Origin of the sequence: Mesorhizobium sp. M0514, assembly GCF_040321145.1 — a bacterium.
In the GTDB taxonomy this organism is placed as follows: Bacteria; Pseudomonadota; Alphaproteobacteria; order Rhizobiales; family Rhizobiaceae; genus Mesorhizobium.
This window is the reverse complement of record NZ_JAMYQZ010000015.1, coordinates 1-23,449: the sequence shown is the minus strand read 5'-3', so window position 1 is coordinate 23,449 and position 23,449 is coordinate 1. Positions and strand designations below refer to the sequence as shown.

At 64.7% G+C, this 23,449-nt stretch carries 25 protein-coding genes; 13 read left to right on the top strand and 12 right to left on the bottom strand.

The window, feature by feature from the left end; all coding sequences use genetic code 11:
- Nucleotides 1-23: 23 nt before the first annotated feature.
- The 4 genes from NKI61_RS09000 to NKI61_RS08985 all read right to left on the bottom strand — a co-directional run bounded on the left by NKI61_RS09000 (nucleotide 24) and on the right by NKI61_RS08985 (nucleotide 3,735).
- Entirely contained in the window at nucleotides 24-998 is a 975-nt protein-coding gene (locus tag NKI61_RS09000; RefSeq protein WP_023733150.1) for a PfkB family carbohydrate kinase, read from the bottom strand.
- Entirely contained in the window at nucleotides 995-2,029 is a 1,035-nt protein-coding gene (locus NKI61_RS08995; RefSeq protein ID WP_023696232.1) for an ADP-ribosylglycohydrolase family protein, read from the bottom strand. Before NKI61_RS08995 ends, NKI61_RS09000 begins: the two co-directional genes overlap by 4 nt.
- A gap of 3 nt (nucleotides 2,030-2,032) precedes the next feature.
- Nucleotides 2,033-2,758, bottom strand: coding sequence for a GntR family transcriptional regulator (locus NKI61_RS08990; protein ID WP_023687928.1), 726 nt, complete (start codon nucleotides 2,756-2,758; stop codon nucleotides 2,033-2,035).
- Nucleotides 2,759-2,964: 206 nt separating this feature from the next.
- The gene (locus NKI61_RS08985; protein ID WP_023714833.1) at nucleotides 2,965-3,735 is read right to left on the bottom strand and encodes an IclR family transcriptional regulator domain-containing protein; all 771 of its coding nucleotides are present in this window, start codon (nucleotides 3,733-3,735) and stop codon (nucleotides 2,965-2,967) included.
- Between the two features lie 116 nt (nucleotides 3,736-3,851).
- Between NKI61_RS08985 and NKI61_RS08980 the strand changes: the two genes are divergently transcribed.
- The 3 genes from NKI61_RS08980 to pcaF are packed head-to-tail and all read left to right on the top strand — an operon-like array spanning nucleotide 3,852 to nucleotide 6,701.
- Nucleotides 3,852-4,709 carry a CoA transferase subunit A gene (locus tag NKI61_RS08980; RefSeq protein WP_023685266.1) on the top strand — a complete coding sequence of 286 codons (858 nt, stop codon included), beginning with the start codon at nucleotides 3,852-3,854 and terminating at the stop codon, nucleotides 4,707-4,709.
- The gene (locus tag NKI61_RS08975; protein ID WP_023685267.1) at nucleotides 4,706-5,494 is read left to right on the top strand and encodes a CoA-transferase subunit beta; all 789 of its coding nucleotides are present in this window, start codon (nucleotides 4,706-4,708) and stop codon (nucleotides 5,492-5,494) included. The genes NKI61_RS08980 and NKI61_RS08975 overlap by 4 nt, the downstream gene beginning before the upstream one ends.
- 1 nt (nucleotide 5,495) lies before the next feature.
- Nucleotides 5,496-6,701 (top strand): 3-oxoadipyl-CoA thiolase, encoded by a 1,206-nt coding sequence (gene pcaF, locus NKI61_RS08970; RefSeq protein WP_023687925.1) that lies wholly within the window; start codon nucleotides 5,496-5,498, stop codon nucleotides 6,699-6,701.
- Between the two features lie 13 nt (nucleotides 6,702-6,714).
- On the opposite strand, the gene pobA is transcribed toward pcaF, so the two are convergent.
- From pobA to pcaD, 6 genes are read right to left on the bottom strand one after another with little or no spacing between them, the layout of a single operon-like run.
- Complete coding sequence (gene pobA, locus NKI61_RS08965) at nucleotides 6,715-7,887, bottom strand: 4-hydroxybenzoate 3-monooxygenase (protein ID WP_023685269.1); 1,173 nt, start codon at nucleotides 7,885-7,887, stop codon at nucleotides 6,715-6,717.
- A complete protein-coding gene (locus NKI61_RS08960) occupies nucleotides 7,887-8,939 on the bottom strand; it encodes a 3-carboxy-cis,cis-muconate cycloisomerase (RefSeq protein WP_023685270.1) in 1,053 nt (350 codons plus the stop codon). Before NKI61_RS08960 ends, pobA begins: the two co-directional genes overlap by 1 nt.
- Nucleotides 8,940-8,958: 19 nt before the next feature.
- A complete protein-coding gene (gene pcaG / locus NKI61_RS08955; protein WP_352839211.1) occupies nucleotides 8,959-9,573 on the bottom strand; it encodes a protocatechuate 3,4-dioxygenase subunit alpha in 615 nt (204 codons plus the stop codon).
- Nucleotides 9,573-10,328, bottom strand: a complete 756-nt coding sequence (pcaH, locus tag NKI61_RS08950) for a protocatechuate 3,4-dioxygenase subunit beta (protein ID WP_352839210.1) — start codon at nucleotides 10,326-10,328, stop codon at nucleotides 9,573-9,575. The genes pcaG and pcaH overlap by 1 nt, the downstream gene beginning before the upstream one ends.
- The gene (pcaC, locus tag NKI61_RS08945; protein WP_023668153.1) at nucleotides 10,318-10,731 is read right to left on the bottom strand and encodes a 4-carboxymuconolactone decarboxylase; all 414 of its coding nucleotides are present in this window, start codon (nucleotides 10,729-10,731) and stop codon (nucleotides 10,318-10,320) included. The genes pcaH and pcaC overlap by 11 nt, the downstream gene beginning before the upstream one ends.
- Nucleotides 10,724-11,533 (bottom strand): 3-oxoadipate enol-lactonase, encoded by an 810-nt coding sequence (gene pcaD / locus NKI61_RS08940; protein ID WP_352839209.1) that lies wholly within the window; start codon nucleotides 11,531-11,533, stop codon nucleotides 10,724-10,726. The genes pcaC and pcaD overlap by 8 nt, the downstream gene beginning before the upstream one ends.
- A gap of 92 nt (nucleotides 11,534-11,625) precedes the next feature.
- Here pcaD and pcaQ point away from each other — a divergent pair, with 92 nt between their 5' ends.
- The 9 genes from pcaQ to NKI61_RS08895 all read left to right on the top strand — a co-directional run bounded on the left by pcaQ (nucleotide 11,626) and on the right by NKI61_RS08895 (nucleotide 21,175).
- Nucleotides 11,626-12,543, top strand: a complete 918-nt coding sequence (pcaQ, locus tag NKI61_RS08935) for a pca operon transcription factor PcaQ (RefSeq protein WP_352839208.1) — start codon at nucleotides 11,626-11,628, stop codon at nucleotides 12,541-12,543.
- Between the two features lie 276 nt (nucleotides 12,544-12,819).
- A complete protein-coding gene (locus NKI61_RS08930) occupies nucleotides 12,820-14,118 on the top strand; it encodes an ABC transporter substrate-binding protein (protein WP_352839207.1) in 1,299 nt (432 codons plus the stop codon).
- Between the two features lie 23 nt (nucleotides 14,119-14,141).
- Nucleotides 14,142-14,882 carry an ABC transporter ATP-binding protein gene (locus tag NKI61_RS08925; protein ID WP_023691339.1) on the top strand — a complete coding sequence of 247 codons (741 nt, stop codon included), beginning with the start codon at nucleotides 14,142-14,144 and terminating at the stop codon, nucleotides 14,880-14,882.
- A complete protein-coding gene (locus NKI61_RS08920; RefSeq protein WP_023685278.1) occupies nucleotides 14,879-15,607 on the top strand; it encodes an ABC transporter ATP-binding protein in 729 nt (242 codons plus the stop codon). Before NKI61_RS08925 ends, NKI61_RS08920 begins: the two co-directional genes overlap by 4 nt.
- A complete protein-coding gene (locus NKI61_RS08915) occupies nucleotides 15,604-16,500 on the top strand; it encodes a branched-chain amino acid ABC transporter permease (protein ID WP_023712119.1) in 897 nt (298 codons plus the stop codon). Before NKI61_RS08920 ends, NKI61_RS08915 begins: the two co-directional genes overlap by 4 nt.
- Nucleotides 16,497-17,561: a branched-chain amino acid ABC transporter permease gene (locus tag NKI61_RS08910; RefSeq protein ID WP_352839206.1), complete on the top strand. Its 1,065-nt coding sequence runs from the start codon at nucleotides 16,497-16,499 to the stop codon at nucleotides 17,559-17,561. The genes NKI61_RS08915 and NKI61_RS08910 overlap by 4 nt, the downstream gene beginning before the upstream one ends.
- A gap of 2 nt (nucleotides 17,562-17,563) precedes the next feature.
- A complete protein-coding gene (locus NKI61_RS08905; protein ID WP_031199494.1) occupies nucleotides 17,564-18,349 on the top strand; it encodes a coniferyl-alcohol dehydrogenase in 786 nt (261 codons plus the stop codon).
- A gap of 95 nt (nucleotides 18,350-18,444) precedes the next feature.
- Nucleotides 18,445-19,890 carry an aldehyde dehydrogenase gene (locus tag NKI61_RS08900; RefSeq protein ID WP_352839205.1) on the top strand — a complete coding sequence of 482 codons (1,446 nt, stop codon included), beginning with the start codon at nucleotides 18,445-18,447 and terminating at the stop codon, nucleotides 19,888-19,890.
- Between the two features lie 253 nt (nucleotides 19,891-20,143).
- Nucleotides 20,144-21,175 carry a hydroxyacid dehydrogenase gene (locus NKI61_RS08895; protein WP_023712123.1) on the top strand — a complete coding sequence of 344 codons (1,032 nt, stop codon included), beginning with the start codon at nucleotides 20,144-20,146 and terminating at the stop codon, nucleotides 21,173-21,175.
- A 160-nt stretch (nucleotides 21,176-21,335) separates the two neighbouring features.
- Here NKI61_RS08895 and msuE read toward each other — a convergent pair whose 3' ends face one another.
- Together msuE and NKI61_RS08885 are read right to left on the bottom strand one after the other, a co-directional pair.
- On the bottom strand, nucleotides 21,336-21,896 hold the full coding sequence (gene msuE, locus NKI61_RS08890) for an FMN reductase (protein WP_352839204.1): 561 nt from the start codon (nucleotides 21,894-21,896) through the stop codon (nucleotides 21,336-21,338).
- 125 nt (nucleotides 21,897-22,021) lie between these two features.
- Nucleotides 22,022-22,678: a glutathione S-transferase family protein gene (locus tag NKI61_RS08885; protein WP_352839203.1), complete on the bottom strand. Its 657-nt coding sequence runs from the start codon at nucleotides 22,676-22,678 to the stop codon at nucleotides 22,022-22,024.
- A 126-nt stretch (nucleotides 22,679-22,804) separates the two neighbouring features.
- Between NKI61_RS08885 and NKI61_RS08880 the strand changes: the two genes are divergently transcribed.
- Nucleotides 22,805-23,449, top strand: a 645-nt coding sequence (locus NKI61_RS08880) for a cupin domain-containing protein (protein WP_352839202.1), incomplete at its 3' end; no start/stop codon positions are given.

The following is a 23,449-nucleotide window of genomic DNA, read 5'->3' as shown; positions in this document are numbered from 1 at the left end:
CTCTTGTTTGCCCGCTTGGCGGGTCAGGCTGTCTGATGGGCCTTCTGGTTCTGGCCCGGCTCGCCCGTGGCGGCCTGGCTCAGGAAAGTCTGGATCTCGCTGTCGGTCGGCGCCGATGAGCCGCCATGGCGGGTGACGGAAAGTGCTGCCGCCGCATTGGCATAGCGCGCCGCCTCGAAGGGATGCACGCCGCGCGAGAGTGCACTGACGAAACCGCCGATATGGGTGTCGCCGGCGCCATTGGTGTCGATGGCATCGACCTTGAAGCCGGCAATGGTCTGCGTCTCGCCATTGACCAACCTCACGAAACAGCCCTTGGCGCCGGCGCGGATAACGACGCCTTCGGCCTTTGGGCAGTGGTCGGCGAGCAGCCGGGCGGCGAGTGCCTCGACATCGCCTTGCCCAGCGATCTCGACCGCTTCCGTCATGTTGCAGCTCAGCCATGTCGTACGGGCAAGCACCCGCGACAGGATGGGACGTGGGATATCCGCGATGACCGGCGTTGGATCGAAAACGAAGGGAATGTTTTCTGGCAGCGCCTCGATCCAGTCGGTCAGCGCGTCGCGGCTGCCGGAATAGCTAAGCGTATAGCCCGACGTGAACACCCAATCATCAGGCGCGACCACCACGGGCCTCATCATCTCGAGGCTGAGAATGCTCTCCGCACCGGGCCACGACACGAAGGTGCGCTCGGCATCCCCGGAGATCATGGCGACGCAATTGCCGCTGTCCATGACCGGCGATGGCGACGTCAGCGTTATGATGCCTTCGGCCGCAAAGGCGGCGCGCAAAAAATCGCCATTCGGTCCGCTGCCGAGCTGGCCGCCGAACACCACCGTCATGCCGGTGCGGCTGGCCGCGACCATCATGTTGAAGCCGCCGCCGGCGACCTGCGCAAAGCTCGACGCGGTCTTCTCGCAGCCCGGCGCCGGCAAGGCGTCGATGCGGTAGACATAGTCGACGACGGCGCTGCCGATATGGACCAGACGCCCACTCATGCCGCGGCATCCTTGCTGGCCTTTGCCGTGCGCGCCGCGACGAGGTCTTCGGCAAGCGAGCGCACCTCCCCCATATCTATGCCGACGAGCCCGGCAATGTGTTGTTGCGGCAGTTGCGAAAAGCCGACGCAGGCGCCGGCCATGCCTGAGGCAATCGCGCCGATCGTGTCGGTGTCGCCGCCGAGATTGGCGCTGATGATTGCCGCTTGCCAGGGATCGCCCTGCGCGACTTCAAGCACGGCGAAAGCTGCCGGCACGGACTCCTGGCTGGCCACACCGGTGCCGACGAGATCGGTGATGAGCCCGATCGCATCCCGCATGGTCTTGCCGCGCACGAGCTCCTGCGCCCAGGCGATACGCGCGGCGATATCGCCACCAGTCACCCAATGTCCGAGCCGGGCGCCTCGCCGCGCGGCTGCTACCGCGCTGTCGGAAGCGGCACGCCAGTCGCCACCGGCGACGCCGTGGCTGGCGGCGGCGGCAACTGCTGCGGCCGAAGCGATGGCGATCGAGGTGTTGTGCGTGGCACGGCAAGTTTCGGCCACCTTGGCGACGAAAGCGTCGAGCGGTTCCAGCGGCATCATGATGCCGACCGGCGCGATGCGCATGGCCGCGCCATTGGTGTCGCCCCGGCTTCCCGCCTCTTCCGCCGGCACGCCGTCATTGATGGCGTCGATGGCGCGCTTGGTCGATGGTCCCAGCAGGTCATAGCTGCCGCGCGCCTTGACCTCGCGCTCCCAGTCGAGCAGTGCGTTCACCCAGCGCGCATGATCGAAGCGGTCGCCGGACTGGACCAGAATGCGACCAAGCAGCAGCGCCTGTTCGGTATCGTCGGTGATGGTGCCGGCAACGAGCCCCTTCGACACCGGATGATCGGCAAACGGCGCCACGAAATCCTCGACATGGCCGTATAGCTCGGCGATCCGCGCCGGCGACAGAAGCTGCGTCGGCATGCCCAGCGCATCACCGAGCGCCCCACCGACAAGCGCGCCCATGGCGCGATCGAGCGTGTCGTTGGTTCTGTCCGGCATCGCTCAAAACCTCATATGCAGCGCGAAATGCGCCGGGTTGAGCAGGCTGGTTACATATTCGATCGGCCGGTCGTCGGCCGCACGCGTCAGCCGGCGTCCGCGCAGGAACGGCGTGCCTTGCGGGCAGCCGAGAATGGCGGCGTCTTCGGCATTCAGCATCTCGATGCCGACCCATTCCTCGCCATGGTCTGGGATGAGGCCGGCGCCGCGCAGCGTCTGGTGCAGCGAGCCTTCGCGCAGACCGCGCAGCGGCACGTCCTCCAGTTCGGGCGACAGCGGCAGGCGGCTGCGTTCGATGGAGATCGCATGGCCGTCGCTGGCATTGGTGCGCACCCGGTCGACGGCGATGAAGAACGGGCTTTCGATGCCAAGCAGCGCGGCAAGATCGGCATCCTCGATCACTTCAAGCCGCAGCGTCCGCGTCTCGGCATTGGCGCCGGCATTGGCCAGCGCCCGCGACCAGCCAATGCTGTCATCGACCGGCTTGCCGTCGAAAGTGACGAAGGAGCCGATGCCGACCTTGGTGGTGATCAGCCCGCGGCTGGACAACTCCTCGAGGCCCTTGCGGACCGTGTTGCGGCTGACGGAAAAGCGCTGGACGAGTTCGTTCTCGCTTTGCAGGCGGTCGCCGAAGCCAAGCACGCCGGAGCGGATCTCATGTTCGAGAACGGTGGCGATCTGCTCGGGCTTGCCCGTGCCGGGCGAAAGTTGAACCGCGCGCCGCTTCATATGGGTACCTGTTCAGTAAACCTGTATAGTCCTGTTCGATATTGGAGTTGAAGGGCGACGTCAACGATATATTTGGATTCACGCATATGCGTTGTGCTCAGGTGCCCCGGGCATCGTTTGTTCGCATGGCGACGCTAACCGCGCAGGGCGTCCCGTCTCCGAGACAGAGCGGGGGCAGCGCTTCCCTCAGGCGATTAGCCTTGCGCTCACACGAAGAAAAATTCCTCAATCCGTTGCTTGGCCGTCCGCAGCGCTGGCAGGATATCCCGCTCCATCGCCTCGACGGAGAACCGCGCCGACTGCGTCGAGACGTTGATCGCCGCCACGGTCTTGCCGGCGCGGTCATAGATCGGCACCGCTATCGAGCGCAGGCCAAGTTCCAGCTCTTCATCGACGACGGCAAAGCCATCCGCCCTCGCTGCGTCGATGGCCTTGGCCAGCGCGGCGCGGCTGGTGATCGTCTTCGGCGTGCGCCGTTCGATCCTCGCCTCTGCAAGCAAGGCCTTCAGCTCATCCGCGCCCAGCCCCGCAAGCAGGACGCGCCCCATCGAGGTGCAATGCGCCGGCAGCCTGGTGCCGACATCGAGCGAAACGCTGAGAATGCGGCGGCCAGGAATGCGCGCGACATAGACGACTTCCTCGCCCGACAGCACCGCCGCGTTACAGGCCTCGTCGAACTGGGCGGCCACGTCGCGCATGATGGGTGCGGCGAATGTCCACAGCGAGGCGCCGCCGAGCCAGGAGCGCACGATGGTGAGCAGGCGCGGCGATAGCGAAAACTGCCGGCCGGATTGCGTGGCATAGCCGGTCGCGGTTAGCGTCAGCAGGAAGCGACGCGCGCCGGCGCGGGTCAGCCCCGCCTCCTCCGCCATTTCGGTCAGCGTCATCCCGGCCGGATGCCGGGCCAGTATCTCCATGACTGCAAGGCCGCGCTCCAGCGAGCCGACATGGTCGCGTGTCGTTGCCTCGTCCTCCATGCGGCCTCCGCAAGACAATGCGCCGCCTTGACTCGTCTCGGCGGCGCGATGTAAAAATATCTCATACAAAACAAATGTTCGCAATACGAACTTTTTGAACTTCGGAGTTCTTGGCGATGGTCAATTTCCTGCCGCTCAAACAGGCCGTGGCTGAGAACCTGCATGATGGCGATACGGTCGCCTTCGAAGGCTTCACCCATCTGATCCCGACGGCGGCGGCGCATGAGGCCATCCGCCAGGGCTTTCGCGACCTGACGCTCATCCGCATGACCCCCGACCTGATCTACGACCAGATGATCGGCATGGGCATGGCCAAGAAGATCATCTTCTCCTATGTCGGCAATCCCGGCGTCGGCCTGCTGCGCCGCGCCCGCGACGCCATCGAGAACGGCTTCCCCCGGTCGATCGAGATCGAGGAGCACAGCCATGCCGGCATGGCCAACGCCTACGAGGCGGGAGCTGCCGGCCTGCCTTGCGCGGTGTTCCGCGGCTATCGCGGCGCCGGGCTGGCGGCAGTCAATCCCAACATCCGCTCGGTCACCTGCCCGTTCACCGGCGAGGTGCTTGCCGCCGTTCCTTCCATCCGACCGGACGTGACCTTCATCCACGCTCAGAAGGCCGACAAAAAAGGCAATGTGCTGGTCGAAGGCATTATCGGCATCCAGAAGGAAGCGGTGCTCGCGGCCAAGCGCGCCGTGGTGACGGTAGAGGAAGTCGTCGACAATTTCGACGACCTGCATCCCAACCTCACCGTGCTGCCGCGCTGGACCATCGCTGCGATCTCGGTGGTATCAGGCGGTTCGCATCCCTCCTACACGCACGGCTACTATGCCAGGGACAACGCCGCCTATCTCGAATGGGACGACATCGCCGCCGACCGTGAAAAATTCCAGACCTGGATGCAGGCCAATGTCCTTGAGCGCACGGCGGACGATTTCGCCGGCCGCGTAAAGCATCTGAGGAGCGCGGCATGAGCGGCTTTACTCCCAATGAGATGATGACGATTGCCGCCAGCCGAGCCCTGAAAAACGACGATGTCTGCTTCGTCGGCATTGGCGCGCCGTCGGCCGCCTGCAACGTCGCGCGACTGACGCATGCGCCCGACATCACGCTGATCTATGAAAGCGGCACCATCGGCACCGCGCCCGATGTTTTGCCGCTGTCGATCGGTGACGGCGAACTTTGCGACACCGCCGTCACGACCGTCTCGGTGCCGGAGATGTTTCGCTACTGGCTGCAGGGCGGTCGCATTTCGATCGGTTTCCTCGGTGCCGCCCAGCTCGACAAGTTCGGCAACATCAACACCACCATCATCGGCGACTATGCGCATCCCAAGACCCGCCTGCCCGGCGGCGGCGGCGCGCCGGAGATCGCCACCTCGTCGAAGGAGATCTACATCACCATGGCGCAGTCCAAGCGCGGCATGGTCGAGAAGATCGACTTCTTCACCTCCTTCGGCCATGGCAATGGCGGCGACCATCGCCAGCGCCTCGGCATCGAGACCGCTGGACCGACGCTGCTGATCACCGACCTCGCCATCTGGAAGCCCGACCCGATGAGCAAGGAATTCACCGTGGTGTCGCTGCATCCCGGCGTGACGCGGCAGCAGGTGCAGGACAGCTGCGGCTGGATCGTAAAGTTCGCCGAGGCGCTTGACGAAACGCCGGCGCCGACGGAACTCGAGCTGACGACATTGCGTGACCTGCAGGCCCGCACCAAGGCGGCGCATGAGGGAAGCGGAAAAGAAAAGGCCGCATGACATGACCGAGGCATTCATCTGCGATTACATCCGCACCCCGATCGGCCGTTTCGGCGGCTCGCTGTCGTCGGTGCGGGCCGACGATCTTGGCGCCATCCCGCTGAAGGCGCTGGTCGAGCGCAATGCCGGCATCGACTGGCAGGCTGTCGACGACGTCGTCTATGGCTGCGCCAATCAGGCCGGCGAGGACAACCGCAATGTAGCCCGCATGTCGCTGCTCCTGGCCGGACTGCCGAAGGAAATTTCAGGCTCGACCGTCAATCGCCTCTGCGGGTCCGGCATGGACGCGCTCACCATTGCCGCCCGCGCCATCAAGGCGGGCGAAGCCGAGTTGATGATCGCCGGCGGCGTCGAATCGATGAGCCGCGCGCCCTTCGTCATGCCCAAGGCCGAGACCGCCTTTTCACGCCATGCCGAGATCCATGACACCACCATCGGCTGGCGTTTCATCAACCCGCTGATGAAGAAACAATATGGCGTCGATTCCATGCCGGAGACCGGCGAGAACGTCGCCGAGGATTTTTCAGTGTCGCGCGCCGACCAGGACGCCTTTGCCGTGCGCAGCCAGGACAAGGCCGTCGCGGCACAGGCCAATGGCCGGCTGGCGAAGGAGATTACCCCGGTGACGGTCCCGCAGAAAAAGGGCGATGCGACTATCGTATCGAAGGATGAGCATCCCCGCGCCGGCACCACGGTCGAGTCGCTGGCCAAATTGCCGACGCCGTTCCGGCAAGACGGCACGGTCACCGCCGGCAACGCATCGGGCGTCAACGATGGCGCGGCGGCGCTGATCATCGCCTCCGAAGCGGCTGTGAAAAAACACGGCCTGACGCCGATCGCCCGCATCCTCGGCGGCGCTGCCGCCGGCGTGGCGCCGCGCATCATGGGCATCGGCCCTGCTCCGGCGACACAAAAGCTCTGCGCTCGCCTCGGCCTGACACCGCACCAATTCGATGTCATCGAACTCAACGAAGCCTTCGCCTCCCAAGGCATCGCCGTGCTCCGCCAACTCGGCATCGCCGAGGATGCGGAGCACGTCAACCCCAATGGCGGCGCCATCGCGCTTGGTCATCCCTTGGGCATGTCGGGCGCGCGCATTGCAGGCACGGCTGCGCTGGAGCTTCGCGAGCGCGGCGCCCGCTATGCGCTCGCCACCATGTGCATCGGCGTCGGCCAGGGCATCGCAGTGGCGCTCGAACGGGTTTGAGATCGCACTGCCCTTAATAGGGCAAACCGACATAGTTCTCCGCCAGCGCGGTCGACGCCGCCTGCGAATGCACGAGATAGTCGAGCTCGGCTTCCTGGATGCGCTGGCCGAACTCGCCCGTATCGGGAAAGCGGTGCAGCATCGTCGTCATCCACCAGGAGAAGCGCACCGCCTTCCACACCCGAGCCAGCGCTTTGGCTGAATAGGCGTCAAGCCCGGCCTGCGATTTGTCCAGATAGAATTCGCGAAGTCCGGCAAAGAGATAGCGCACGTCGCTGGCAGCGAGGTTGAGCCCTTTGGCGCCGGTCGGGGGCACGATATGGGCGGCGTCGCCGACCAGGAACAGCCGGCCGAAGCGCATCGGCTCGGCAACGAAGGAGCGCAGCGGCGCGATCGACTTTTCGAAGGACGGCCCGGTAACAACGGCGGCGGCAGTCTGCTCGGGCAGGCGACGGCGCAACTCATCCCAGAAGCGGTCGTCGCTCCAGGCCTCGACGCTCTCATCAACCGGAACCTGCACATAGTAGCGGCTGCGATGTGTCGAGCGCATCGAGCACAGCGCAAAGCCCCGCTCATGGTTGGCGTAGACCAGTTCGTGATCGGCCGGCGGCACTTCGGCCAGCACGCCGAGCCAGCCGAAGGGATAGGTCCGCTCGAAGGTTTTCAGCGCCCGCTCAGGCACCGATTTGCGGCTGACGCCGTGATAGCCATCGCAGCCGGCGATGAAGTCGCAGTCGATGCGATGGCCGACGCCGTCCTTGCTATAGGTGACGTAAGGCGCTTCGCCATCGAAACCATGCAGCGCGACGTTGGCCGCCTCATAGACGGTGGTCAGCCCGGCCGCCTCGCGCTTGTCCATCAGATCGTGCGTCACTTCGGTCTGGCCATAGACGGTGACATGCTTTCCCCCAGTCAGTGCCGTGAGGTCGAGCCGGTGCAGGCCGCCGCCGAAGGCAAGCGAGATGCCGGCATGCAGCAGGCCCTCGGCATGCAGCCTTGCAGCTGCGCCCGCCTCTTCGAGCAACTCGACGGTGCCTTGTTCGAGCACCCCTGCCCGCACCCGGCCAAGCACATGCTCCCGGCTCGAACGTTCGAGGATCACCGTCTCGACGCCAATGGTGCCGAGAAGCTGGCCAAGCAGCAGCCCGGACGGTCCGGAGCCGACAATGACAATCCGGGTGCGCATCAGTGTCCCAGGCTTTCGATCTGTCCGGCGAGTTCGGCGGCGAGCCGTAGCGCAGCCGCGGTCGCAACCGCCATCTGCGGCAAGAGCAGCCATTCCAGCGTCCAGGCAGCACCGGAGCGCTCCTGCTCATGCACCAGCGCCTGATGCATGCCGGAAAGCTGGGTGGCGTTGAAGCGCGCCAGCGTCACCAGCACTTCCGCCTTCACCGGGTTCTGCTTGTGCGGCATGGCCGACGAGCCGCCGCCGCCGGACAGCTTGATGTCGGTTCTATCTTGAGCCATCAGCGCAATGTCCTGGCCGAACTTGCCGAGGCTGCCGGTGATGAGCGATAGCAGCCCGGCGAATTCGGCCAGCGCATCCCGCTGGCTGTGCCATTGCGGCGCGTCGCCAAGGCCGAGCTTTGCGGCAAGGGCCGCGCGCACGGCAGGTCCTTTGTCGCCCAGCTTCTCCAGCGTGCCGGCGGCGCCGCCAAACTGCACCACGAGCAGACGCTTGGATTGCTCCGACAGTCTCTGCTGATGCCGTTGCAGCGGCGTGCGCCACACCGCCACGCGGTCCGACGCCTGAATTGGGATCGCCGGCTGCATGCGCGTCATCGCTGTCAATGCACGGCTGCCAAAACGTTCTTCCAGCCCCACCAGCCGCAGAATGTTTTCAGTCAGCAGCAGGTCGAGATGTTCAATGAGCCGGCGCAGCCGAAGCACCAGGCCAGTGTCGATGACGTCCTGGCTGGTTGCGCCGAAATGCACGCCGGCGTCGTGCGGCGCCCCGACCGCTGCCTTCAACTGGCGCACCAGTTCGGGCACGATCACGCCATCCTTCGCCACACCGGCCCGCAGCCGCGCGGTGTCCGGCTTGTATGACAACAGGACAGGTACAATCGCCGCGGCGGCATCCGTGCCGATAGTCCCGCTTTCGGCTTCCGCTTGCGCCAGCGCGCGCTCGAAATCGAGCATGGCGGCGATTTCCGCATCCACCGAAAAATGCCGAGCCGCCTCCTCGTCGCCGAGCAGGCCGGAGAGCAGCGGATGGTCGAAGGGCGATACGGTCATGTCATTGGTTTCCTGACCGTCAGCTGTCGAAGAAGACCGTTTCCTTCTCCCCTTGGAGATGGACGTCGAAAATATAGTTGTCGCCTTGCCGCTCGGCGATCAGCGTCGGCACGCGCACCTTGTGCTCGATGCGGGCCAGGATCGGATCCTCGGCATTGGCCTTGGCCTCGTCGGAGAAATAGAGCCGCGTGTGGAGGCCGATATTGATGCCGCGGGCGACGATCCACAGGCTGATATGCGGCGCCATCAGCCGGCCGTCGCCATACGGCACGCGTCCCGGCTTGATCGTCTGAAAACTGCACAGGCCGGTTTCCATGTCGGTCGGCTGACGGCCCCAGCCCTGAAAATCCGGATCGGCATCGCCGCGCAATTCGGCCGGCGAATTGTAGAAGCCATTGGCATCCGCTTGCCAGATTTCGATCAAGGCATCCCTGAGCGGCGTGCCGGTGCCGTCGAGCACGCGAATGCGCAAACCAACGCGGTCGCCCTTGGCGTTGTCGTTGAGCATCGTGGCGCCCAGGTCTGTCGGGAAGACGCCGCCGATACCACCGAAATTCGGCGTCAGCCCGATATGCACGTAGGGCCCCGCGGTCTGCGACGGGCTCTCCTTCAGCCGGGTCAGCGATTGCGCCATCAATTGCCCTCCGGCCGGTTTTCGAACAGCGCGGCACGGCGTCCGCGCAGCACGATGTCGAACTTGTAGGCGCGCGCGTCGAAGGGGATTGTCGCCTGCATATCGAGCGCGGCGACCAGCGTCTCGATCGCCGCCTTGTCGCGGATGCCGCGCACGATCGGGCATCGCCAGATCAGCGGGTCGCCCTCGAAATACATCTGCGTGATCAGCCGCTGTGCGAAGCCGTGGCCGAACACCGAGAAATGGATGTGCGATGGCCGCCAGTCATTGGGCCCGTTCGGCCAGGGATAGGGACCGGGCTTCACCGTGCGAAAGGCATAGCCGCCATCGGCATCGGTGATGGTGCGGCCGCAGCCGCCGAAATTCGGATCGAGCGGCGCGAGATAGCCGTCCTTCTTGTGGCGGTAACGGCCGCCTGAATTGGCCTGCCAGAATTCGAGCAGCGCGCCGGAGACGCCCTGGCCGCGCTCGTCGAGCACGCGGCCATAGACGATGATACGCTCGCCGATTGCGCTCTCGCCGGGCTTGGCGAAGTTGTGGGTCAGGTCATTGTCGAGTTCGCCGAGCATGGCGTGGCCGAACACCGGACCGGTGATTTCCGACGCCGTGTTGTCGAAGGCCAGCAGCGCCTTTTGCGGCGAGCGCAGCACCGACGTCTTGTAGTCGGGCGTCAGCGCCGGCGGATGCCAGCCGCGGTCGCGCTGGAAGAAGGCTCCGCTCTCGGGCCTGCGGTTCGAGCCGGCATCAACTGGCATGGCCAGCCCTGCTTCCGTCCATTTCCGAAAACACCTCCTTGGCGATCCTGAAGGCGCGGTTGGCGGCCGGCACGCCGGCATAGATCGCGACATGCAGGAACGCTTCGCAGATATCGTCGCGCGACGCACCGGTGTTGGCAGTGGCGCGCACATGCATGGCGACCTCTTCATCATGGCCAAGGGCGGCCAGCAGTGCCAGCGTCACGATCGAGCGTTCGCGCCTGCTGAAGCCCGGACGCGCCCACACAGTGCCCCAGGCTGCCTCGGTGATTAGCTCCTGGAACGGCCGGTCGAAATCGGTGACGGCATCCTCGCTGCGATCGACATGAGGGTCGCCGAGCACCGAGCGCCTGACGGTCAGCCCGGTTCGGTATCTGGTTTCGTTTTTGGGCAGTTCATCCATGGGTCTGCTTTCTCAGGGGAAGCGCCGCGACGAAATCGCGGATCAGGGTGGTCAGCGCCTCGGGCTGTTCGACGCAAGGGATGTGCGCGGCGTCACGAATGATTTCGAAATGTGCGCCTGGGATCAGATCGGCCAGCCAGCGGACGAGATCCGGCGGCGTCGAGCCGTCCTGGTCGCCAACGACGCAAAGCGTGGGCACCGCGATCGCCTGCGCAGCCTCGGTAAAATCGGCATCGCGCACCGCGGCGCAGGTGCCGACATAGCCGGCGACGGCTTGCCGGGTCATCATGTTCCAGTAGCCGTCGAGCTCGGCGACACGGTCCGCGTGGAAGGCAGGCGTAAACCACATTTTGAGCACGGCATCGGCGATGGCCTGGATGCCTTTGCTTTCGACCGTTTCGATGCGGGTGTTCCAGCTGTCGGCCGTGCCGATCTTGTGGGCGGTGTCGCACAGGATGAGGCCGTCGACGATTTCGGGGCGCCGGGCATAAAACCCTTGCGCAATCAGGCCGCCCACCGACAGGCCGCACAGCACCGCATTGTTCAGTTCGAAATGATCGATCAGGCCCGACAGATCATCGACATGCTCGTCGATCGAGCTGACGCCACCAATGTCGGACAGGCCATGGCCGCGCTTGTCGTAGACCAACACAGGCATTTCGCCACCCAGTTCGGACAACACCTCGTCCCAGACGCGGAAGTCGGTGCCCAGCGAATTGATGAACACGATCGGCCGCGCATTTCCCTTCGCCTTGATATGGCCATGGTGCAGCGTGATGCCGCCAATGTTGACGAATGGCACGATTTCGATCCTCCGTGTTCACATTGCACAAGGCATTTGGTTTGGTAAAATGATATTTTACGCCGTTTCATTAACTGCTAGGTTATGAGAACATGTCCGAAAGCCGCATAAGGTTCCGTCACCTGCGGGCATTCCTTGAGGTAGCGCGGCAAGGCAGCGTGGCGAGGGCGGCCGACTTTCTCCATGTCAGCCCACCGGCCGTGACCAAGACGTTGCGCGAATTGGAGGAGGCGCTTGGCATCGCTGTCGTCGAACGCGACGGCCGCGGCATCAGGGTGACACGGCTTGGCGAAATCTTTCTCGGCCATGCCGGCACGGCGATCACGGCACTGAAGCGCGGCGTCGATTCCGTCCGCCAGGACGGCGCCATCAACCGGCATCCGATCCGCATCGGCGCGCTCCCGACAGTGTCGGCCAAGGTGATGCCACGCGCCATAAGCCTGTTCCTGAGTGAAAATACCGGTGCTGCGATCAAGATCGTCACCGGCGAGAACGCGGTCCTGCTGGAACAGTTGCGCGTCGGTGCGCTCGATCTCGTCGTCGGCCGGCTTGCGGCGCCGGAAAACATGACCGGCTTCTTCTTCGAGCATCTCTATTCCGAACCGGTGCTGTTCGTGGTGAGGGCCGGCCATCCGCTGCTGCAGCCGGGCCAGGACATCTTCGCCCGGCTCGATGAATTCCCGGTGCTGATGCCGACGCGGGAGTCGGTCATCCGCCCCTTCGTCGACCGCCTGTTCATCACCAACGGCATGACGGCGCCTGCGACCGAGATCGAGACCGTCTCGGATTCCTTCGGCCGTGCCTTCCTGCGCCAAAGCAATGCGGTCTGGATCATATCGACAGGCGTCGTCGCCAACGAACTCTCCAGCGGCGCCTTCGTCGCCTTGCCCGTCAACACCGAGGAAACCAAAGGGCCGGTCGGCCTGACGATGCGGACCGACACTGCGCCTTCGCCGGCCTTCACCATCCTGCTGCAGACCATTCGCGAGGCGGCCAGCCAGAACGCCTGAGCACCTTTCGCCAATCTGGCGCAGAGCGGGCCTTCAACCGTATTTCCATAACCTGTTGGTTAACGAAACACCGCAAAATATCATTTTACCAAACCAAACACCTAGGGCACTGTGACGATGGGAGGATCGAAATCGTGCCGTTATCGGCATTGGCGGCGTTCCGCTGCCGCCTCAAGGCCTGCCGGGGCGATCTCCGATCTTAAGAACGGGCGGCATCGATTTTGAGCAGGCCGGCGGTGACCTCCAGGTGCCGTCAGGAAAGGGAGGAATACCAGCATGACCTCAAGCAAATCCGGCGTCTCGCGGCGCCAGTTCATCGCCACATCGCTCGCCGGCGGCGCGGCACTTGCGCTCAGCCGCGGCCAGGCATTCGCGCAGGCCGCCGACACGCTGAAGGTCGGCTTTGTCAGCCCGCGCACCGGGCCGCTCGCCGGCTTCGGCCAGACCGACGGCTATGTGCTCGATCTCGCCCGCAAGGCGCTCGCCAACGGCCTCGACATCGGCGGCAAGAAATACAGTGTCGAGATCATCGACCAGGACACGCAATCCGACCCGTCGCGCGCCGGCCAGCTCGCCAAGGACCTCATCAACAACCAGGCCGTCGACCTGATGCTGGCGGTGTCGACGCCGGAGGTGATCAACCCGGTCGCCGACGCCTGCGAAGCCGCCGGCGTGCCTTGCCTCTCCACCGTCATGCCGTGGGAGGCCTGGTATTTCGGCCGCGGCGCCAAGCCCGGCGAACCCTCGCCGTTCAAATGGACCTATCATTTCGGCTTCGGCGTCGACGAGTTCTTCCGGACCTACATCTCGCAATGGAACCTGATCGAGACCAACAAGAAGGTCGGCGTCATGTATCCCAACGACGCAGACGGCAATGCCATCCGCACCCATCTGGCGCCGTTGCTGGCAAAGCAGGGTTTCACCATCGTCGATCCCGGCGCCTACGAGACCGGCACCACCGACTATTCCTCGCAGATCGCGCTGTTCAAGCAGGAAGGCGTCGAGATCTTCAACTCCTTCCCGATCCCGCCGGACTTCGCCGCCTTCTGGCGTCAGGCTGCACAGCAAGGCCTGATCAAGCAGATCAAGATCTGCCAGGTCGCCAAGACCGGATTGTTCCCGTCCGACATCGAGGCGCTGGGCGATCTCGGCAACAAGATTTCGAGCGCCGCTTACTGGCACAAGGCCTTTCCCTACAAGTCGCCGCTGACCGGCGTTTCGGGAATCGAACTGGCCGACGGTTATGAGGCCGCCAGCGGCAAGCAATGGACGCAGCAGCTCGGCGCCTCGATGTCGCTGTTCGACGCCGGCTTCGAGGCGCTGAAGGCAAGCACCGACGCCAAGGACAAGGCGGCCGTCGCCAAGGCGCTGAGCACGCTCAACACCGAGACCATGATCGGCAAGGTCGACTTCACCAGCGGCCCGGTCGCCAATGTCTCTCCCGGCCCGATCATCGGCACCCAATGGGTGGCGGCCAAGGAAGGCGGCAAATTCCCGCTCGACTACGTCGTGACCGAGAACGCCACCGACCCGAAGGTTCCGGTCGAGGCCAAGCTCCAGCCGTATAACGGCTGACGGACGGCTACGGGGATCGCATCGTGAACGGTTCAGCAAACGCCGCGATCCTCCGCGCTGCCGGCATCCAGAAACGCTTCGGCGCGCTGGTGGTGCTCGACGATGTCGACTTCGCCATGAATGCCGATGAGGCCGTCGGCATCGTCGGCCCGAACGGCGCCGGCAAGACGACGCTGCTCAGCATCTTATCAGGCGCCTTCCCGCCGAGCGCCGGCACGGTCGCCTTCAAGGGTGGCGATGTGACCGCGATGCCGGCTACAGCGCGCTGTCGTCTCGGCCTGGTGCGCACGCACCAGGTGCCCAAGCCGTTCAGCGGCATGACCACGTTCGAGAACGTTTTTGTTGCCGCGTCGCATGGCGCCGGTCTCGCCCGCGACGAGGCCTATGAAGAGGCGCTGGAGTCGCTGAAACTGTGCGGCATGATGGGCGTGGCCAACCGGCGCGCCGAAACGCTCGGCCTGCTCGACCGCAAGCGGCTGGAACTTGCCCGCGCGCTCGCGGCAAGGCCTACGCTGCTTCTGCTCGACGAGATCGGCGGCGGACTGACCGATGGCGAGGCGAGCGAACTTGTCGATACCATCAAGGAATTGCGCCGCCGCAAGATCGGCATCGTCTGGATCGAGCACATCGTCCACATCCTGCTGCAGGTGGCAGAGCGGCTGATCTGTATGGACGCCGGCAAGATCATCGCCGATGGCGAGCCGCAAGCGGTGATGGCCGACCCGGAAGTCGTGCGCGCCTATCTCGGCGGAGGCCCGAAATGAGCCTGCTCGCAATCGAGAATCTGGTCGTCCGCCATGGCCTGTTGCAGGCGGTGCGCGGTGTGAGCTTTACGATCGAGCGCGGCGAAACGCTGGCGCTGGTCGGCGCCAACGGCGCCGGCAAGACGACGCTGCTGCGGGCGATCGCCGGCGCCCATGAGCCGACGGCCGGCCGCGTGCTGCTGAATGGCGCCGATATCACCGGCGTTCCCTCGCACAAGCGCGTCGGCATGGGCGTCGCGCTGGTGCCGGAAGGGCGAAAACTGTTCGTGCAGATGACGGTCGAGGAGAACCTCCTGCTTGGCAAGACCGCCGGCCGTCCCGGCGACTGGAGCGTGGAACGAGTGCTCGACACGTTCCCCAATCTGAAGCCGCGCCGCCATGCCAAGACCGGGCATCTCTCCGGTGGCGAGCAGCAGGCCACCGCCATCGGCCGCGCTTTGATGAGCAATCCCGAACTGCTGCTGCTCGACGAGGTCTCGCTCGGCCTGTCGCCGCTGGTGGTCGACCGCGTATACGCTTCGCTGCAAGGCCTGATCAGCTCCGGCACGACGATCATCCTGGTCGAACAGGACCTCAATCGCGCGCTCTCGGTCTCGGACAAGGTCATCTGCATGCTCGAAGGACGCGTCGCGCTGGAAGGCCCGAGCAAGGGCATGTCCCGCGATGAAGTGACGAAAGCCTATTTCGGCCTGCACAGGAAAAGCGCCGGGAGTGTGCCGGCATGAGCAACCAGATCGTCCAGGGCATCCTGCTCGGCGGCTACTACGCGCTGATCGCCTGCGGCCTCTCCTTCATGTTTTCGGTGATGCGCATAATCAACCTCGCGCATGGCAGCCTGGCCGTGTTTTCCGCCTACGCGCTGTGGTGGCTCGCCTCGCAATTCCATATCTCGCCCTTCGTCGGCCTGCTCATCGTGCTGCCGCTGATGGCGGCCATCGGCTGGGCGCTGCAGCGCTTCCTGCTCGAGCGCAGCGCCCGCGGCGGCGCGCTCCTGCCGATCCTGACCACGTTCGGCCTCGCCATCGTCATCGACAATGCGCTGTTCGAGCAGTTCGGCGCCGACACACGTTCGCTGGCGCCCTATATCGGCAGCCTCTCCTACGATTCCTGGGAATGGCCGGGCAGCATCTATGTCGGCAAGCTTGCCGTGATCATGTTCGCCGCCGCCGTCATATTGCTTGGCGGACTGCAGCTGTTCCTCACCCGCACCAGGCTTGGCCGCTCGATCCGCGCCACGTCGGAAGATCCCGACACGGCCGGTCTCGTCGGCGTCGATGCGCGCCGCGCCAATGCCCTCGCCGCCGCCATCGCCATGGTCACCGTTGGGCTGGCCGGCGCCTTCCTCGCCATGCGCGCCACCTTCGATCCCTATACCGGCGCACCTCAATTGCTGTTCGCTTTCGAGGCGGCGGTGATCGGCGGCGCCGGTTCGCTATGGGGCACGCTGGTCGGCGGCATCATGCTGGCGCTCGCCCAGACCCTCGGCGCGCAGATCCATCCGCAAGGTTTTCTGATCGGCGGCCATGTCGCCTTCCTGATCGTGCTGTTCATCCGGCTCTCCACCTCCGGCCTCGGCCTGCGCGGCCTGCTGCGCCTGCCCGCGAGGAAAGCATCATGAGCGCGGTTTTAAACGCCCCCGTCATCGAGCGCGGCACCTCCGCCTCGCGCATCTCGGCGATCGCGGTCGTCGTCATCATCGCGCTGCTCGCTGTTGCGCCGCATTTCCTGTCGGCCGGCGCCGTCGACCGCATGACCGCCTTGTTCATCTATGTGATCCTGGCGGCGATGTGGAACGCGCTGGCCGGCTTCGGCGGGCTGGTTTCGGTGGGACAGCAAGTGTTCTTCGGCCTCGGCGCCTATTTCACCATCCGCCTGGCCGATGCCGGCCTCAACCCGTTCGCTTCTCTGTTTGTCTCGGCGATCATTGTCGGCGCGATCTCCTGGCCGATGTCGCTGTTCATGCTGCGGCTCAGGAACGGCGAGTTCGCCATCGGCATGTGGGTGATCGCGGCGCTCACCCATCTCCTGGTCAATCTCGACCGGCTGGTGCAAGGCGAGACCGGGACGTCGCTGATCTCGCTCAACGTCTATGACGCCGGTTCCAGGCGGGCGACGATCTACTGGCTGGCGCTGGCCGCGATGACGGCGCTGCTCGCCACCCTGTTTAGCCTGCTGCGTGGCAGCACGGGCGCTGCCATCCGCGCCATCAGGGACAATGAGGAGGCCGCGGCATCGGTCGGCGTGCGCGTCACCGGCACCAAGCGGCTGCTCTTCGTGCTCGCCGCCTTCGGCATCGGCATGGCCGGCGCGCTGTGGTTGGCCACGTCGATCACCTTCCAGCCGAAAACCTACTTCAACGTCCAGTGGACCGCCTACATGATCTTCATGGTGCTGGTCGGCGGCATCGGCACCTTCGAGGGCGCCATTCTGGGTGCGCTGCTGTTCTTCCTCATCGAGACCTGGTTCGGCGGCACCGGCGTCTGGTATCTGATCGGCCTCGGCGCCACGGCGGTGCTGTTCTCGCTCTTCCTGCCGCGCGGCCTGTGGGGAACGCTGGAGGAGCGCTTTGGCCTGCGCCTGCTGCCGGTCGGCTATCGCGTCAGGCTCCCGCCAAACGCCGCAGATGGCGACGCGGCGCCCTCGCCGCAACAGGCCGCAACGCATCCAGAAAAGGCGTGACCATGCTGTTCGGCAAGACCATCCTCATCACCGGTGTCGCCTCTGGTATCGGCGCTCGCACGGCCGAACTTGCCGGCCAACTGGGCGCTGACGTGATCGGCGTCGACGTGCGTGAACCTGCCGCACCGGTCGGCTTCTTCGTCAAGGCCGACATCTCGTTCAAGGCCGGCGTCGACGATCTCCTCGGGCGCCTGCCGCAGCGCATCGATGCGCTCTGCAATGTCGCCGGCCTCCCCGGCAACACCGGTGCGGTGTCGACACTGGCCGTCAACTTCTATGGCCTGCGCGCGCTCTCGGAAGGCCTCGCACCCAGACTTCGTGAAGGCGGCGCCGTGGTCAACGTCGCCTCGATCGCCGGCTATGGCTGGCGCGCCAATCTCAACCGCGCGGCATCGATGGTCGGCATCGAAGGCTTTCCCGATGTGGCGGAGGTGGTCGCCGACCATCAGGTGAAGAACGAGGAAGGCTATTCCGTTTCCAAGGAGCTGCTGCTGTTGTGGACGCAGCGCGCCGCGCATCAGGACCTGTTCAGGAGCCGCGGCATCCGCGTCAATGCAGTGAGCCCCGGCCCGGTCGAGACGCCGATCCTCAAACAGTTCCGCAATGTGCTGGGCGACGCCCGCGTCGATAGCGACATCGCCCGTGTCGGCCGCGCCGGCACATCGGGCGACATCGCGCCTGTCGTGCTGTTCCTGTGCTCGGACGGCGCACGCTGGATCAACGGCGCCAATGTGCCGGTTGACGGTGGGCTTGAAGCATCGATCAATGCCGAGGTGCTCGGCTTCTAGACCATGATCCCGAAAAGTGGGAGCCGGTGTTCGGAATCAGATCGTAGTCGATAATAGGTAGAAAAGACGCTCGACGGCGAGCGAGGGAGAGAACAATGGACATCGGACTTCTGATCGACGGCGATAAAAGGGATGCCTCCGGCTCAGCCTCTTACGAGCGCATGGACCCGTTCACCGGCAAGCTGGCGACCCGCGCTGCCGCAGCCAGCATCGCCGACGCCAATGCCGCGGTCGAAGCCGCTGCTGCCGCTTTCAAGACGTGGTCGAAGACCGGTCCGGGCGAGCGCCGCGCTTTGCTGTCCAAGGCGGCCGATGTCATGGACTCCAAGGTCGGCGAATTCACCAAATTGATGATGGAAGAAACCGGCGCGACCGGCCCCTGGGCCGGCTTCAACGTCATGCTCGCCGCCAAAATGCTGCGCGAGGCAGCCGCCATGACGACGCAGATTTCGGGCGAGGTCATTCCCTCCGACAAGCCCGGCACGCTGGCCATGGCGATCCGCCAGCCGGCCGGCGTCTGCCTCGGCATCGCGCCGTGGAATGCACCGGTCATCCTCGGAACCCGTGCCATCGCCATGCCGATCGCCTGCGGCAACACGGTTGTGCTGAAAGCTTCGGAAATGTGCCCAGGCACACACCGGCTGATCGGGCAGGTGCTGGTCGAGGCCGGCCTGCCCAAGGGCGTCATCAATGTCGTCACCAATCATCCCAACGACGCAGCGACAATCGTCGAGGCACTGGTCGCGCACCCCGCCGTAAGGCGTGTCAACTTCACCGGCTCGACCAAGGTCGGCAGGATCATTGCCGAACTCGCCGGCCGTCACTTGAAGCCGGCGCTGCTCGAACTCGGCGGCAAGGCGCCGCTGGTCGTGCTCGACGATGCCGACATCGACGCCGCGGTCAATGCCGCGACCTTCGGCGCCTACATGCATCAGGGCCAGATCTGCATGTCGACCGAGCGTCTGGTCGTCGATGAAAAGGTCGCCGACGAATTCGTCGCCAAGCTCGCCGCCCGCGCCGCGCAGCTGCCTGCCGGCGACCCGCGCGGCCATGTCGTGCTCGGTTCGCTGATCAGCGACCAAGCCGCCGACAAGATGGAAGAACTGGTTGCCGACGCCGTCGCCAAGGGCGCCAGGCTTGTGGCCGGCGGCAAGCGCACCGGAACCGTGGTCGAGGCGACATTGCTCGACCACGTGACGCCAGCGATGCGCGTCTATTCGGAAGAATCCTTCGGCCCGGTCAAGCCGGTGGTCCGCGTCAAGGGCGAGGACGAAGCGGTATGTGTCGCCAACGATACCGAATACGGCCTGTCTTCAGCCGTGTTCAGCCGCGACATCCGCCGTGCCATGGCGGTTGCCGCGCGCATCGAAGCCGGTATCTGCCACATCAATGGCCCGACCGTCGGCGACGAGGCGCAAATGCCGTTCGGCGGCGTCAAGGGTTCAGGCTACGGCCGCTTCGGCGGCAAGGCCTCGATTGCCGAGTTCACCGACCTGCGCTGGCTGACCATCGAGGATCCGGGGCAGCACTATCCGTTTTGACTCCACCTTCTCTCACAGGGGAGAAGGAAAGGAGCCCTCAGGGCCGTTGCCTGGCGAGCCAACGGATTCCCGCATCAAAACCCGGCAAGGCTCGAGCCACGCGATCGGCGGCCCCTCCCGGAGTTGTAAATCGTTTAATCGTGGGTATTTTACCCCTCAAGCACATGCCGCCGGACGGCGGCAAGCGGTTTTGGGGACTACCACAAGCGCAAAGCAAAATACGCGATACGGATCGCGCCGGGGAGGAATCGTCATGCCAAACAAGACCCTGCCGCTGGTCATCAGCGCGCCGGAACCACGCACGCTCGACCTGATCTTCACCTCACCGCAGCTGGCGCGCCTCAAAGCGCATTACCGCGTCGTCGAGACGACGGCCGAGGGCGTGGCGAACTTGCCCGCCGACGTGCTTGCCGAAGCCCGCTATATTATCGGCCAGCCGCCGATCTCGCCCGAGACCTTGGACCGGATGCAGGCGCTGCGTTGCGTCTTCAATGTCGAGACCAACCTCATCAACAACATGCCCTATGAGACGCTGTTTGCGCGCGGCATCCATGTCGTCACCACCGGCCTCGTCTTCGCCGAGCCGGTGGCCGAGCTTGGCCTCGCCATGGCGCTCAACCTCGCCCGCAACATCGTCGATGCCGACCTCGCCTTCCGCAAAGGCGAAGAGCTGTGGGGCGGCGACGGCAATTTGACGGCGCGGCTTCTGTCCGGCGCCGATGTCGGCATCATCGGCTTCGGCGATCTCGGCCGTGCGCTCAACCGACTGCTGTCGGGTTTTCGCACCCGCACCAAGGTCTTCGATCCCTGGCTGCCGCCATCGATCCTGATCGACAGTGGCGTCGAGCCGGCTTCGCTGGACGAGGTGCTGTCGACCAGCGATTTCGTCTTCGTCGTCGCTTCGGTGACCTCGGAGAACCAGGGTTTTCTCGGCACCGATGCTTTTGCCAGCATGCGCAAGGGCGCCGCCTTCATCCTGCTCAGCCGCGCCGGCGTCGTCGATTTTCCGGCCTTGATGGCGGCGGTGAAGAGTGGTCACATCCTTGCCGCCAGCGATGTCTTCCCCGAAGAGCCGCTGGCGGCGGACCATCCGGTCCGTGCGATCCCCGGCTTCCTGCGCTCCGCCCACCGCGCCGGCGCGCTCGACATCGCCTTCAAGCGCATGGGCGACATGGTTCTGGAAGACATGGACCTGATCGACCGCGGCCTGCCGCCTCTGCGCTCCAAGCGCGCCGAGCGCGAGACCGTGTCAAGGATGCGTTCGAAGCCGGCGGACAGGAACTAGTTATCGCGATAAATCCGTCTGAAATGGATTTCGGAGTTGGCCAAGCCGCGTTGTCATCGTCGCTCAGGATGACCGCAAGCGCGGGAACCTTTGCACGGCGATACCCCGCCAGGCCTGGCCGGCGGGGTATTGATTTGCGGATCACGTAAAAATCTGCGTGCTATCCGGCCGCGACGCCGGCAGCTGAGCGATTGGCCAGCACCAGCCCGACCTCGCCGACGACCTGCTCGACGCGCTTCAGGATGGGTTCTGCCCGCAGCACGCCATCGGAAAAATCCTTGTCCGTGGCATAGACTCCTGTCGGCAGCGTCAGCGCCTCGAAGAAGCCGAACAGCGGCCGCAACTGGTGCTCGACGATCAACGCGTGGCGATCGTTACCGCCGGTGGCAAGCAGCACCACCGGCTTGCCGCGCAAGGAAGCGGGATCGAAGAGGTCGAAGAAGTGCTTGAACAGGCCGGTGTAGCTGCCCTTGTAGGTCGGTGACCCCACCACCAGCACATCGGCATTGACGACGCTGTCGAAGACTGCCCGGGCCCGGCCGTCGAGATCGCGCGCCCATTTGGCAGCGCCGAGCGACGGGCCGAGGTCTTCGATGTCATAGGTGCTCGCCGACAGGCCATGCTGGCGCGCAATATCCCTGACAACCTGGTCGACAAAACCACGCGTCTTGGACGGCCTAGTGAAATTGCCGGAAAACCCGACGACGGTTGGATTGGGCATGTTTCTCTCACCTCTCGCGGCGGGGTTTCATACCGCATATTTACAGGCTTGCGCCTGCCGCAAGAAGCAAATGACTGACCTTGCAGCACCATAGTGAGGAATTTTTTTCCGTTTGCCCGCTCGTCTCAGGCCGCGAGAAGCGGGCCATAGGATTCCAGGTAGAAGCCGGGCGACCTTGCGCAGGTCCGCACCGCCTCCCTGGCGGCAACCGTTTCCTGCCACCGCAGCAGGCGCTCGCATTCGGTCGGCATGACGAAGCCCAGATATTTCTCAAGCACGCACAGCTGTTCGAACCAGGGATAGAAGGCGATGTCGGCGGCGCTGAATTCCGAGCCCAGCAAAAACTGTTCGTCCGCCCCTCGCAGGGCGAAGGCATGCTGTTCCACAAAGCGCAGATCGTCGGCAAGCTGGGCCTTGATCCGCTTATGAACCATAGCGTCGGAACTGTGCATCATGGTTGCCGTCCGGGCGTAAAGCTGCGTGTCGGCGAAGCTGATCCAGATGCGCGCCTCAGCGCGGGCCTGAGCATCCCTGGGGAAAATCGGCCGTTCGGGGAATGCATCATCGAGATATTCGCAGATGATCGCCGACTCCCTGACATATTGCCCCTGATGGCGCAGCAGCGGCACCTTTCCCGTCGGCGTGAGTTTCAGGAACCACGCCGGCTTGTTGCGCAGATCGATTTCGATTTCCGTCGCCTGCAGGCCTTTCTTGGCAAGGGCGAGCCTGACACGGTGCGCATAGGGACAAAGCTGCGCGACAAAAAGCTCGATTGGCGGCATGAATAACTCCTGAGTTTCGTTATCGCCGACAAGCGGCCTGTCGGGCATAGCTAGGTCCAGTAAGGCCGGCGCGCTATTCGACAGCGTCTAGATTAATTTATCGATCGTCTGTTTCTGGAGCGAAGCGTGGACCTCCTGGCTACCCTCATGCGCGAATTGCACTTCGCAGCCGCCGGGTACCGGCGCCTCGAACTGGCCGCGCCCTGGGCGATCTCGTTCAGCCAGGCTGGGCTTCGCGGCATTCACGTCGTCATCAAGGGGCGATGCGAGGCGGTGTTCGGTGAGGAAGATGTCGAGCCTCTCGATGCCGGCGACCTGATCATTGCACCGCGCGCCGATCCGCATGTGCTGCGGTCGCCCGGCGCGCTCAAAAGCGCGAACGTCCCCGCCGCCGAACTGGCGACCCAAACCGCAGCCGGGCGTATTCGCAGCGGCGGCGAAGGCGAAAAGACCGTCATCCTGTGCGGCGCCTTCGCCTTTCGCGACGCCGACCATCCGGCACTTGCCGGCCTGCCGCGCATCGTTCACATCCGGGGATCGAATGGCCGTCTGCCCAAATGGCTGCGTGGCTATGTCGAGGCCTTGCTGGTGGAAGCGACCGACGAAGGTCCCGGCAGCGACGTGGTCATGGCTCGCCTATCTGGGGCCATCGTCACGCGCGCCTTGCGCTCCGGTCTGGAAAGCATGGACAATCCAGGTTGGCTGAGGGGATTGCAGGACCCCGCGATCGCCAGAGCGCTCGCGACCCTGCATGAAGCCTATGGCCACGAC

Excerpts from the sequence above, each read along its gene's own strand:
- NKI61_RS08990 (WP_023687928.1), bottom strand. The coding sequence starts at position 2,758 with ATGAAGCGGCGCGCGGTTCAACTTTCGCCCGGCACGGGCAAGCCCGAG.
- NKI61_RS08985 (WP_023714833.1), bottom strand. The coding sequence starts at position 3,735 with ATGGAGGACGAGGCAACGACACGCGACCATGTCGGCTCGCTGGAGCGC.
- NKI61_RS08885 (WP_352839203.1), bottom strand. The coding sequence starts at position 22,678 with ATGCCGCCAATCGAGCTTTTTGTCGCGCAGCTTTGTCCCTATGCGCAC.
- NKI61_RS09000 (WP_023733150.1), bottom strand. The coding sequence starts at position 998 with ATGAGTGGGCGTCTGGTCCATATCGGCAGCGCCGTCGTCGACTATGTC.
- NKI61_RS08960 (WP_023685270.1), bottom strand. The coding sequence starts at position 8,939 with ATGACCGTATCGCCCTTCGACCATCCGCTGCTCTCCGGCCTGCTCGGC.
- pcaC (WP_023668153.1), bottom strand. The coding sequence starts at position 10,731 with ATGGATGAACTGCCCAAAAACGAAACCAGATACCGAACCGGGCTGACC.
- pcaG (WP_352839211.1), bottom strand. The coding sequence starts at position 9,573 with ATGGCGCAATCGCTGACCCGGCTGAAGGAGAGCCCGTCGCAGACCGCG.
- NKI61_RS08910 (WP_352839206.1), top strand. The coding sequence starts at position 16,497 with ATGAGCGCGGTTTTAAACGCCCCCGTCATCGAGCGCGGCACCTCCGCC.
- NKI61_RS08900 (WP_352839205.1), top strand. The coding sequence starts at position 18,445 with ATGGACATCGGACTTCTGATCGACGGCGATAAAAGGGATGCCTCCGGC.
- NKI61_RS08930 (WP_352839207.1), top strand. The coding sequence starts at position 12,820 with ATGACCTCAAGCAAATCCGGCGTCTCGCGGCGCCAGTTCATCGCCACA.
- pcaQ (WP_352839208.1), top strand. The coding sequence starts at position 11,626 with ATGTCCGAAAGCCGCATAAGGTTCCGTCACCTGCGGGCATTCCTTGAG.
- NKI61_RS08905 (WP_031199494.1), top strand. The coding sequence starts at position 17,564 with ATGCTGTTCGGCAAGACCATCCTCATCACCGGTGTCGCCTCTGGTATC.
- msuE (WP_352839204.1), bottom strand. The coding sequence starts at position 21,896 with ATGCCCAATCCAACCGTCGTCGGGTTTTCCGGCAATTTCACTAGGCCG.
- NKI61_RS08920 (WP_023685278.1), top strand. The coding sequence starts at position 14,879 with ATGAGCCTGCTCGCAATCGAGAATCTGGTCGTCCGCCATGGCCTGTTG.
- pobA (WP_023685269.1), bottom strand. The coding sequence starts at position 7,887 with ATGCGCACCCGGATTGTCATTGTCGGCTCCGGACCGTCCGGGCTGCTG.
- NKI61_RS08975 (WP_023685267.1), top strand. The coding sequence starts at position 4,706 with ATGAGCGGCTTTACTCCCAATGAGATGATGACGATTGCCGCCAGCCGA.
- NKI61_RS08915 (WP_023712119.1), top strand. The coding sequence starts at position 15,604 with ATGAGCAACCAGATCGTCCAGGGCATCCTGCTCGGCGGCTACTACGCG.
- NKI61_RS08895 (WP_023712123.1), top strand. The coding sequence starts at position 20,144 with ATGCCAAACAAGACCCTGCCGCTGGTCATCAGCGCGCCGGAACCACGC.
- NKI61_RS08980 (WP_023685266.1), top strand. The coding sequence starts at position 3,852 with ATGGTCAATTTCCTGCCGCTCAAACAGGCCGTGGCTGAGAACCTGCAT.
- pcaF (WP_023687925.1), top strand. The coding sequence starts at position 5,496 with ATGACCGAGGCATTCATCTGCGATTACATCCGCACCCCGATCGGCCGT.
- pcaH (WP_352839210.1), bottom strand. The coding sequence starts at position 10,328 with ATGCCAGTTGATGCCGGCTCGAACCGCAGGCCCGAGAGCGGAGCCTTC.
- NKI61_RS08995 (WP_023696232.1), bottom strand. The coding sequence starts at position 2,029 with ATGCCGGACAGAACCAACGACACGCTCGATCGCGCCATGGGCGCGCTT.